This is a genomic window from Lacihabitans soyangensis (assembly GCF_024343775.1).
Lineage (GTDB): Bacteria > Bacteroidota > Bacteroidia > Cytophagales > Spirosomataceae > Leadbetterella > Leadbetterella soyangensis.
The window spans coordinates 1-9,656 of the sequence record NZ_RJUF01000056.1 but is presented as its reverse complement, the minus strand read 5'-3'; the positions used below and the strand labels follow the sequence as shown (position 1 = coordinate 9,656).

10 protein-coding genes and 1 pseudogene are annotated in these 9,656 nt (G+C 37.9%); 5 read left to right on the top strand and 6 right to left on the bottom strand.

Annotated features, from left to right (window positions below; translation table 11 throughout):
- A pseudogene (locus EGI31_RS13845) lies at positions 1–388 on the bottom strand (IS3 family transposase); the annotation flags it as partial.
- Entirely contained in the window at positions 385–813 is a 429-nt protein-coding gene (locus EGI31_RS13840) for a helix-turn-helix domain-containing protein (protein ID WP_255037341.1), read from the bottom strand. The gene EGI31_RS13840 and the pseudogene EGI31_RS13845, both read right to left, overlap by 4 nt.
- Positions 814–912: 99 nt before the next feature.
- On the opposite strand from EGI31_RS13840, the gene EGI31_RS13835 reads away from it, so the two are divergent.
- On the top strand, positions 913–1,236 hold the full coding sequence (locus tag EGI31_RS13835) for a hypothetical protein (protein WP_255037821.1): 324 nt from the start codon (positions 913–915) through the stop codon (positions 1,234–1,236).
- A 139-nt stretch (positions 1,237–1,375) separates the two neighbouring features.
- Here EGI31_RS13835 and EGI31_RS13830 read toward each other — a convergent pair whose 3' ends face one another.
- The 3 genes from EGI31_RS13830 to EGI31_RS13820 form a co-directional block, all read right to left on the bottom strand.
- Positions 1,376–1,945, bottom strand: a complete 570-nt coding sequence (locus EGI31_RS13830; protein ID WP_255037820.1) for a hypothetical protein — start codon at positions 1,943–1,945, stop codon at positions 1,376–1,378.
- A gap of 715 nt (positions 1,946–2,660) precedes the next feature.
- The gene (locus EGI31_RS13825) at positions 2,661–3,542 is read right to left on the bottom strand and encodes a right-handed parallel beta-helix repeat-containing protein (protein ID WP_255037819.1); all 882 of its coding nucleotides are present in this window, start codon (positions 3,540–3,542) and stop codon (positions 2,661–2,663) included.
- A 12-nt stretch (positions 3,543–3,554) separates the two neighbouring features.
- Entirely contained in the window at positions 3,555–4,319 is a 765-nt protein-coding gene (locus EGI31_RS13820; RefSeq protein ID WP_255037818.1) for a phage tail-like protein, read from the bottom strand.
- 317 nt (positions 4,320–4,636) lie between these two features.
- Here EGI31_RS13820 and EGI31_RS13815 point away from each other — a divergent pair, with 317 nt between their 5' ends.
- Entirely contained in the window at positions 4,637–5,320 is a 684-nt protein-coding gene (locus tag EGI31_RS13815; RefSeq protein ID WP_255037817.1) for an SOS response-associated peptidase, read from the top strand.
- 802 nt (positions 5,321–6,122) lie between these two features.
- On the opposite strand, the gene EGI31_RS13810 is transcribed toward EGI31_RS13815, so the two are convergent.
- On the bottom strand, positions 6,123–6,953 hold the full coding sequence (locus tag EGI31_RS13810; protein ID WP_255037816.1) for a winged helix-turn-helix domain-containing protein: 831 nt from the start codon (positions 6,951–6,953) through the stop codon (positions 6,123–6,125).
- Positions 6,954–7,134: 181 nt separating this feature from the next.
- Between EGI31_RS13810 and EGI31_RS13805 the strand changes: the two genes are divergently transcribed.
- The 3 genes from EGI31_RS13805 to EGI31_RS13795 all read left to right on the top strand — a co-directional run.
- The gene (locus EGI31_RS13805) at positions 7,135–7,950 is read left to right on the top strand and encodes a hypothetical protein (protein ID WP_255037815.1); all 816 of its coding nucleotides are present in this window, start codon (positions 7,135–7,137) and stop codon (positions 7,948–7,950) included.
- Positions 7,951–8,051: 101 nt separating this feature from the next.
- Complete coding sequence (locus EGI31_RS13800; RefSeq protein ID WP_255037814.1) at positions 8,052–8,318, top strand: LytTR family DNA-binding domain-containing protein; 267 nt, start codon at positions 8,052–8,054, stop codon at positions 8,316–8,318.
- Positions 8,319–8,774: 456 nt separating this feature from the next.
- Positions 8,775–9,656: ATP-binding protein (locus EGI31_RS13795; RefSeq protein ID WP_255037813.1), on the top strand; the 882-nt coding region annotated here is incomplete at its 3' end.

Below are 9,656 nucleotides of genomic sequence, written 5' to 3'. Positions count from 1 at the left end.
ACCTTGGTTTCTCTCTTCTTCCAATGTAAGTGATATCCGAAACCCAAACCTGATTTGGTCTTTTTATATCAATATTTAGGATTAGATTATCATGCTTTTTAAACCGATGTTTAGAGTTTGTAGTTACATGATAACGGCGTCTTGGCTGAATAAAAAGATGATTTGCTTTCATTATCGCAAAGAATTTATCTCTGCCAATATCAAGACTTTGTAGCTCTTTATTTAAGATATAGTATAACTTTTTGCCACCAATCATTGGCATCGTTTTTCTAACTTCTAATATCATATCCACAACTACTTCGGCTTTAAAAATCTTGACCTCCTTTCTTTTTATACTCCTGTAATACACCTGTCTATCAATCCCGAACAAATGACAGGCAAAACTCAAGGTTTGGTTTTCTTCTTGTCTAAATTGATCGATTGTTCGGGTGAGGAGTTTTTTCGGATATCAATTTGATATTCTTTTTCAGCTAAATTTATCATCATATCAAAGATGATTGCTTTTTTATCTGAAACATTGGCTAAATGTTCATAATAAGCTCTTTGTTTTTCTAAAAGCTTAACCTTAGCCTCAAGCTCCATTATTCTTTGCTCAGGTGTTTTCGGCATATGAGATGGCGTTTGATTTTCCCAATCAAAGTTACCGTATTTTCGCAGCCAAACTGTAATTGTCGCTCTACCTTGTATCCCATATTTCCTTTGAGCTCCACGAATTGAAATTTCTCCACGTTCAACTTCATGAACTATCTGAAGCTTTAAACTCATACTGTAATCTTTTTGACTACGCTTAACATAATTTACTCGTTCTTCCATTTTGATACTTTTTTGTGTATCGCTATTTCAGGACAAGACACTTTTGATGGAGAAAAAGTACTAATTAAAACCACCGGTTTTTCTAAATTTTATAGGTCTATGAAAAGATCTTTTAAAAAATCTACATCATTAGCACTAAACAGTAAAAATCCTGATAAGAGTATTTTTAAATCAAGATTGTATAAAAGATTTACCTATAAAGGTGCAAATCGAAAAATGATTTATAGGCCATCTAAAATAGACCCAACCAAGTACGAAAAATCGAAGGAATATTATTGGGGTAATTATCTGAGCTACATTTATAAGGCAAATGATTCAATGAAATCAATAAATAGAGTTGATTTTATAAAAAAGCAAAGTAAGAAGTTTTGGAACAGATTTCATCAGTTGTTAAAATTTCATGAGAAGAGACTACCAACCTAATTTAACAAGTGTTAAAAAAATGTACAAAAAAGTATTTTTTTTGTATGCTTAAACGCTTAAGGATTATATTTGGTTACAAGTACTTTAATAATTCTCCCACTATTAATAATAATGAGAGAATTATCAGTATTTAAATTTATTATTCCTTGTCAAATTCTAATTCAATAGAATGAACTGCTTTTTTCGAAATATCGACCGATGCCGACAATGGTATGAATTTGAAATCATTTATTCCCCCTCCTGCAGTTTTTTCAATTGTAAATTCAATCTTAATGTTTAATCCTTTAGGTTTAATTGATTCGTCATTAATACTATTCATTTGGCTAATAGAATTTTTAATTAGAAGTACTAAGTCTTCTGTAATAGACTTGGGAGCAAGATTCCTATTTAAAAGTACATCATATGTATAAGTTACTGTATTTGATTTTGTTTTACTTAGTTCACCTTCTGCTTTGAAAATTAGCACATTCAATTCGCCATTAACTGTCTTTGATACTTCGGTTTGAAATTCAACTTTTACCTCAACTTTCTTATCTCCAAATGGTAGATAATTTAAATCATTTATTACTTTGGAAGCATTCTCCAAAATAACTTTTAAAGATTCTGAATTAGATTTTTGTTTGTCTTTTGATGAAGCCTTAGATTGAGCCAATGCATGATTTAAGCTTCCAAAAATAATTAAAAGGACGAATAATTTTAATGTTTTCATATTACTAAATTGGTTTGATTTAAAAACAAACTTATTGATTTAGAATAATATAATTTGAAAGTATTATTGAGTTTTCAAGCATTTTTATTATTCGGCAATTTGATTTACTATAAATCTTATGCTTTTTTGTAACTAGTATTTGTAAAAATGTTACTTTATTGAGTAATTATACAATCATTTAGAAAAGCAATTATTACCGCTCCGCTTAGTCTTTTAGACTAAGTGGTGTTTTTTTCGGTCTTAGACCAATTCTGTAATGTTGGTTCTATAAATCAGGTACATTGCTATTTTGCGGCAGAATGCAAGAGAATCAGTAACATACCATTTCCAATTCTCCCAATAAACACTAAATTTGTCTTAAAAAAAGGAAGATATGTGTTATCATGTGGCGGCGGGATCAAGGACTTAGCACAGACACTGGGCAAAGAGCTAAAAATAAAAAAGACGGCTCGATCATCAGCCTCGTTACGACGTCAATGGCTTCGATTATCCACTGCTGCCCGTAGTGGCGGCGGGCGATCCTGACTATCTGCGGTATTTCCGCTGGCGGCTCATTCCCCGCTCTTCTTAGTCTTCAGACTAAGAGTAGGCGTTTATCGGTCTTCAGACCGAAATCAACAAAATATTTCCCACTCCTCTTGGTTTTCAAGCAAATAGGTTCTTTCCATCGGTCTGCAGACCGAAAATAGTTTATCCATTAAGTTTCCCCATCAACCTAATCCAACCGTACCACCCCTAAAGGAGCGGAAGTTGGGTTGTTTCGGATGGTGTTGTTGCCAAACGAAAGGATGAGGTTGTCGGCCGATGCACCCACGGTGTTGTTGGTCATGGCCGAGCCGGAAAGGCTGATTTCTGAACTGCCGATAGACATCAGAGCAGTGCCGTTGTTAAATATTTGAGAGTTTTGCAATAGTACTTTGGCACTACCATTACCCTTAATGCCTGTTAGGTTGGAAGACACCACGGAGTTCATGACAGACAAATTTGTGTTTTCATGGGCCACGATGGCAGTGTCGACCGATTGGATTCTGGACCCAACCACCGAAACTCTGAGATTGGCAGTAGAGCTATTCGGAAGTAATTTGAGTCCTATGGAAGAGGGGTTTGAAAAACCTAAAATAGAGGTATTTGAGACCAATATTTTGGCATTTCCGGTGGTCATTTCAGCAGCTATGCCGCTTTGGGTAAAATTGTTGATGGTACAGTTTTCCACCACCAATTCGCCTCCAGCCAAAAAACGAATGCCATTGAGGCCAGTTTTCAATCCTTCTATGGAAATATTGCGTAATACGACTTTGTCTGTTGCAGCTGCATTGATGATTACACCGTTTACATTAGAAGCCAGAATTCCGGCCGATGTGCCATCTCCACTGATGGTAATGGACTTGGTAATGGTTACCGCACCATATCCTCCAGGGTCTAATACCGAAACTTCTCCGGCTGCTGTGGTCTTGGAGATGGCTCCAGCGAAGGTTTTGCAGGGAGCGGTTCGGCTACAAGGGTTGGCGTCGTCGCCCACACCAGAAACCCAGGTGCGGCTAGCTTGTCCGAAAGTATTGAAAGAAAACAAGAGTAGAATGGCTGTATATTTTTTCATGGTTATTGTTTTTTAAAATTTTCTAATGGCTCTCACTCTCGCATTGGATGCTTTGCTGAGTGGTGCCTCAGCTCCAGATGTAAAGTCTTTTGCAAATGCGGTTGTAGAAGGTTCGGTGGCTGGTGTGCCCGAGATCTCGGTAGAACTCCAATAGTTGGCATTGGTAAAACCACCAATGACGTTTTTTTGATTGTACATCAGCCTGAGTTCCTCCAGAGAAGGTAGATGCCAGTCGCCAAAACCTCCGTCTGTAGTAGATTGGGCAACTTTGGCAGCGTAAGAGCCATTTTCTTCAATACGGACGATGTCGTTGGTGTTGGCCAGTCCGCCATATACACCCATTCTGGTAGCACTGGTGATGTGAAAGTTTCCATCGGCCCACTTTATGGAAGCAGCTTGGTCTAAAGTGGCGGCTGCTAATCCATGGCGGCCTGTTTCGTCAACAAAAAAGATTCTCCCTCCTTGGGCCAGTTGCCCTACGGTATAGCTGGGTAAATCGGAGGTAGGCGGCACAAACATGGGTGCCCAAGCACTGCCATTGTAAGCATAGGCACCAACTCCAGCGAGGCAATTGCTGCAATATACCTGCATACCTATGACGGGAGCAGGTAGGAGGTTTCTTTGCGACTCGTTGAGTACCGGTAGCTTAATGGCTTGGTTTGTAGTTTGAACAGTGAGAATGTTTTTGGTGTCTGATGGGTTGAGCGTAATGCTCTGGGCTTGGGCCGACCATTGGGCTATCAGTAGCCCAACGGCAATTTTGAGTTTTATCTTCATGGTTTTGGGGTTTTGCGTTTCAAAACTAAAATAAAAATAATCAGAAAACAAAGCCTGCTGATTTTTATGCCTATAAATTAAGGTACTCGCTGAAATGCTTTCGAGGCCTGAGGAATACACCAAAAACTTGTTTCATTTTTACCCGCTCCGCTCAGTCTTTATCTAAGTGGTAGTGTTATTCGGCCTTAGAAAGCTTTTGTCATTGGATAATACGAATTAGGTGCTAACCATTTTCACGGCACAGTGTAAGAGAATCAATAACATACCATTTCCAATTCTCCCAATAAACATTAAATTTGTCTTAAAAAAAGGAAGATATGTGTTATCATGTGGCGGCGGCTACCGACATCAAGGACTTGGCACAAACACTGGGCAAAGAGCTGAAAATAAAAAGGCGGCTCGATCACCAGCCCCGTTACGACGTCAATGGCTTCGATAATCCACTGCTGCCAGTAGTGGCGGCGGGAGATCCCGACTACTTACGGTATTTCCGCTGGCGGCTGATTCCCAACCACATACAAGACCCCAAGGCTTATAAGGCCAACACCCTCAATGCCCGCAGCGAGGAGATTTTTGAGAAAAGCAGTTACCGGGCCTACTGGCAAAACAGGTGCTGGGTGGTGGTAGATGGTTTCTTTGAGCCACACGTGACCGACGTCAAGAAACCCTCGGAGAGTTATTATATCCGTAATTTTGAGAACGAACCGCTCATACTAGGGGGCATTTATTCGGTATATGAAGGCAAGGGGACTTTTGCGATACTCACCACCGCCGCCAACGAGCAAATGGCCGAAGTACACAACGAAGGCCAACGCATGCCCGTCATATTAGACGAACGCAACCGCGAAGAATGGCTCAGGCCCGACCTCACCCCCGACCGAATGATGGAACTCTGCAAACCCTACGACTGGCCCCTGCTTGCCTACAAAACGATAGAGGGCGTGTATAACAACCGAATAAACACCAATGTGCCGGAGGTGATTTTGCCAGTGGAGGTTTAGGGTTTTGGAGGAAGGTTGTTGGAGGGAATGAGGCATCAAGGCACAAAGGCAATTAGGCAATGAGGTATTTAGGCAAAAGGCATCAAGGCATAAGGCAATGAGGCATTTTAGGCATCAAGGCAAATGGGCAACAAAGCTTAAAACTCTGTGGACCTCTGTGCAAAACTCTCGTGTTCTCTGTGGTAAAAAAGGCATTGAGTTACCGAGGTATTGTGGCAGTGAGGCGGAAACGCAACGAGGCAATAAGGCATTAAGTCAATCAGGCATCAAGGCATAAGGTAATCAGGCAAAAAGTACATAAAACTCTGTGGACCTCTGTGCAAAACTCTCGTGTTCTCTGTGTTAAAAAAAGGCATTGAGTTACCGAGGTATTATGGCAGTGAGGCAGAAACGCAACGAGGCAATAAGGCATTAAGTCAATCAGGCATCAAGGCATAAGGTAATCAGGCAAAAAGTAAATAAAACGCTCTGGATCTCTGTGCAAAACTCTCGTGGCCTCTGTGTAAAAAAAAGGCTTTGAGGGAGAAAGGTATTAGGTTTGACTGAAAAATTGTGACAGGCAAAAAAACATCATTTTGCGGATTTGGAATCATCTTCTTGCGACAGTGTCTTAATAATATTCCATGAACAATTATTCTTAATTTATCCAATCCCTCAACTTCTACATGACGCAAATGGATTTGAAAAATCATACAAGCCAGGGTACTGAAATAATTGTTCAAAGAAGTTTTAAATCGCTTATTTAGAAGTCTTTATGCCTCTATAGTTATAAGGTGCGATTTTATATTTTCAGAGCAATATCCTAAATAACGCCCTCTTTCTTGAGAAACAGTGCCACCTCTTTCATACTCGAAAACGCCTCTATATCAAAGTGTTCGCGGGCCTTCGCTATTATCCGGCGGTTAGTGGTTTTTTGTAAGGTTTCGAGTTTGATATCCAGTGTTTTGGATATTTCTTTTTGAGTGATATCAGGTTTTGCGGCTATTAATTCTAAGATTTTTATTTCGTTGGTATTAAAGCTAAATGGTTTGTTGGTGGCGTCTAGCAATTTTTTTTGGTTGGTTTTCAGAGCTTTATTTTCGGCTTTTGTTACGAGCTCTGCCTCATTTCCCACTCTTAAATCTAGTGCGTCGAGGTCTTGGTATTCTTTTAAGACTACGTAATGGTTGAGATAGGAGGTCACTATGCCCGTTTTTTTATCTATTTGAAATGGATAAAGCGTTCTTTTGGTCAAAATGTATTTTCCATTAGCGTGTAGAAGGGGTATCTGAATAACAATCTTTTGCCCCATGAACTTCAATTTAAATGCGTCAGAATTGGCCGTTGCGAAAGCCGACTGTGCCGACATATTCAGTGAGGCCAAATGTCTCGGGTGAATAATACGGAAATAGTCAAACAGAGCGAAATTGACATCTGCATATCCTAGCCATTCGCCTATGCCATGGGCGTGTTCTATTTTTCGTTCTGGTAGGTTGAGGACAAAGAAAAACTGCTCATACTTAACGGTCTTTTTGAGGTTCTCTATCTCGTTTTCTTGGGTGGCTTTATCTACCAAAAAATCATACTCGGCATCAGCAGGATATCTTTTATTAAGTTCTTCGAGGGCTAATTGCAGGAAATTTTGTTGAATCATATTTAACAAATTATTTAGGGAATTTGACGGACTCTCCGCCAAATATACATGATGAAGAAGTATATTTTTGCCGAATAATAAATTTATTGAAATTTTATTTAGCGGTATCCAAGGTTGATGTAATATTGTTCTAAGTATTCAACTTTTAATTTGTTTGTAAACCAATAGATAAATTGCTACCATGACCAAGATAAACCAATTACGGCTTGAATTTGAAGAAAAATTAAAAAGAGATTGGGATTCTAAATGGAATGTAGTTTGTAAATATGATGAGGGGAAAATAAACCGTAAGGCGAAATTTTATGAGGCTTTAGCTGCTGACATTTCTGGTGCTACCAATATTTCGGTCAGTAGAGACACCGTTCAGCGGTTTAATAAAGGTGATGGCGGGGATTCAAAAGCTTCGCTAGAAGCTTACGCAAGATATATAGGTTATAAATCATGGGAAGATTTTGAAGGTTTGAATGAAAAGGATAACCAAAACAAGGTAAAGCTAAAATGGTTTTTAGGGATAGTTATCATGACACTAATAGCGGCTTCTTTCTATGTTTTTTTATTCCAACCCCATCGCCAAAAAAAGGAAATATTAAAAGTTATTGAAAATGCCAATCGCATACAGTTTCAAGTATTCAAAAGGTTAGATTTAAAGGATTCGGTTAAAATCGATAGTTTCTACACACGCACAGGCTCAGCTCGAAAGAGTATTATTACATTGATGAAAGAATCCCAAAACGGAAATAGAAGAATTGATGTACCAACAGATAATCCTTCCTACTATACCATTCACGAGAAACGAGTTGTCGAAATAAATATTAACCATGCAATTGTTAAAACCAAAGAACACTGGTTTCTGAAATGGTATGATACGGGCATCAAGAAATATAAAGTAAGTTACGATCATTTAAATGAGCAAATTTACCAGTTGATAAACATTGATGGAGTTTGGAAAATTGAGAATAATTTCTACGAAGGCAAAGCCACAAATATTGATTTTTAGCACTTTACATTAGTTTGCGAATTTGCGAAGAGTAATGATAATGAAATGTTTTGTATCCTGATGCATATTTTTTCAGATTTGGACACACTAAATTTTATACTATGAAAGAACATTTATCTGACTCTTTTAACATCACACATTTAGAGGCCTCCGTTAACTACACTATTTTTCATTTCAAGGATGGCCATCGAGAGATACACGCCTATACCCTCAAAAAATACGAAAACGATTTTTCACAAACCCAAGCCTTCTCCCGCATCCACCGCCGCTTTTTAGTAAACCGTAAGTTTATTGCCTCGCACAATGAGTGTGAGGTGTTGCTTTCCTGTGGGAAGCGGCTGCCTCTGGCTAGGCGGAGGAGGGTGTGAGTGGGTAATTTAGAAACCACTTGGAAATATTCGTAACCTTTTTGAACTTTCTTAATTGTTGTGTCAATTGTGGGTTAATCCAATAATTTAGAAGTAGAGGCTTTTTCTTCTTTTGAGGCATTTATTTTGGTTTTAATACTTTAGTTCTTCCCCACAAATTTATTATTCGGTAACCAGTCTAAAACACAAAAGTAGTATCTTGCGAGTTCACGATACTACTTTTTTATGATTAGAATATTTACTTTTATCTGCTTAATTTTTGCTTCTTTAGGTGTTCAGGCTCAGTCACTTGAAATGTATAGACTTTCTAATTTCGCTGGGGTTTATGCGGTGGGTTTATACTTTTGGCTTATTCATTTCAATGCTATTTTCAGCCCAAAATATCTCATTTTTTAAGTCTAATTTAATAAAAAAGTATTACTTTTTGCATTATATTTGTGCAAATAGTTAATATTTATGCATAAAAGAGTAATCTTTAAAGAGCTAAAACAGCATCTGCTGAAGCCACAAATAACCGTAATCACAGGCTTGAGAAGAGTTGGGAAATCTACGGCATTAAAATTTTTGCTTTCTGAGGTTAATCACCAAAACAAAACTTACATAGACCTTGAAAAGATTGAGAATAGAGTTTTGTTCTCAGAAAAATCTTATGCATCAATAGAAAGCGGCTTGAGAAGTTTGGGACTAGACCTGACAAAAGAGTGTGTAATTGCTGTAGATGAGATTCAATTAGTCCCGACATCTGTAAGTGTTGTCAAGTATTTTTATGACACTTATGGCGTAAAGTTTTTACTTACTGGGTCAAGTTCTTATTATTTAAAAAATCACTTTTCTGAAAGTTTGGCAGGTAGAAAACGAATTTTCGAAATGTTTCCACTTACGTTTCAAGAATTTTTAACTTTTAAAGGACAGCCCAATCTAGAAATACTCGCTTTAAATCAAATTTTATATAATGAATTTATTTATGCCAGGTATAAACCGCTTTATGAGGAATATATTCAATTTGGAGGATTCCCTGAGGTAGTATTGGCCACAACTAATGAAGATAAAGTAGCCTATCTAAAAGATGTAATCAATGCATACATAGAATTGGATATTAAGTTATTGTCTGATTTTAAGATGAGCAACGAATTATATAAGCTGATACAATTGCTAGCCTCGAGGGTGGGAAGCAGGCTAGATATAAGTAAATTAAGTAGTATTTCGGGTATTAATCGAAATAAAATTAACGATTATCTAGAGCTCTTAGAATACACCTATTTCATACATAGAGTACCACCATTTACTAAAAACAAGGACAAGGAAATATCGGGGCAAGCCAAGTTGTATTTTGCAGAT